Below are 1,271 nucleotides of genomic sequence, written 5' to 3'. Positions count from 1 at the left end.
AAAATGGCTAAAGAAAAATTTGAACGTAATAAACCGCATGTTAACGTTGGTACAATCGGTCACGTTGATCACGGTAAAACAACATTAACAGCCGCTATCTCTGCGGTATTAACTAAAGTACATGGTGGTGAATTAAAAGATTTCGCACAAATCGATAATGCACCAGAAGAGCGTGAGCGTGGTATTACAATCAATACTTCTCACATCGAGTACGATACAGAAACACGTCACTACGCACACGTAGATTGCCCAGGCCATGCCGATTATATCAAAAACATGATCACTGGTGCAGCACAAATGGATGGTGCTATCTTAGTAGTTGCTGCTACAGATGGTCCTATGCCACAAACACGTGAGCATATCTTACTTTCTCGTCAAGTTGGTGTTCCTTACATCATCGTATTCATGAACAAATGTGATGTTGTTGATGATGAAGAGTTATTAGAGCTAGTAGAAATGGAAATCCGTGAACTACTTTCTGAATATGATTTCCCAGGTGATGATTTACCAGTAATCCAAGGTTCAGCTTTAGGCGCACTTCAAGGCGAAGAAAAATGGGAAGCGAAAGTAATTGAACTTGCTGACCAATTAGATACATACATTCCAGAGCCAGAGCGTGCAATTGATGGTGCATTCATCATGCCAATCGAAGATGTATTCTCAATCGCTGGTCGTGGTACTGTTGTAACGGGTCGTGTTGAACGTGGTATCATCAAAGTTGGTGAAGAAGTAGAAGTTGTAGGTATCCGTGATACACAAAAATCAACTTGTACAGGTGTTGAAATGTTCCGTAAGCTTCTTGACGAAGGTCGTGCAGGCGAGAACTGTGGTGTTCTTCTACGTGGTCTTAAGCGTGAAGATGTTGAACGTGGTCAAGTACTATGTGCTCCAGGTTCTATTTCTCCACACACTAAATTTGAATCAGAAGTTTATGTTCTTTCTAAAGATGAAGGTGGTCGTCATACGCCATTCTTTAAAGGATACCGTCCACAGTTTTACTTCCGTACAACGGATATCACTGGTTCAGTAGAGCTTCCTGAAGGTGTTGAAATGGTAATGCCAGGCGACAACTTGAAGTTTGTTGTTGAGCTAATTAACCCAGTAGCGATGGACGAAGGTTTACGCTTCGCAATCCGTGAAGGTGGTCGTACTGTTGGTGCTGGTGTTGTATCTGCAATCATCGAGTAATTAACACTTTATTGTAGTTAACCTGTTGGTTAGCGAACACAAAAGGTTAATGAATAAAAAAGGTCGCTTCTGCGGCCTTTTTT

At 41.5% G+C, this 1,271-nt stretch carries 1 protein-coding gene; it reads left to right on the top strand.

Annotated features, from left to right (window positions below; genetic code table 11):
* Positions 1–3 precede the first annotated feature (3 nt).
* Positions 4–1,188, top strand: coding sequence for an elongation factor Tu (gene tuf, locus Q4496_RS17855; protein WP_215974142.1), 1,185 nt, complete (start codon positions 4–6; stop codon positions 1,186–1,188).
* Positions 1,189–1,271: the final 83 nt, after the last annotated feature.

This window comes from Colwellia sp. 5_MG-2023, assembly GCF_030547795.1.
In the GTDB taxonomy this organism is placed as follows: domain Bacteria; phylum Pseudomonadota; class Gammaproteobacteria; order Enterobacterales; family Alteromonadaceae; genus Colwellia.
Note: the sequence above shows the minus strand (reverse complement) of the source record. Positions and strands in the feature narration are given on the sequence as shown.

Excerpts from the sequence above, each read along its gene's own strand:
- tuf (WP_215974142.1), top strand. The coding sequence starts at position 4 with ATGGCTAAAGAAAAATTTGAACGTAATAAACCGCATGTTAACGTTGGT.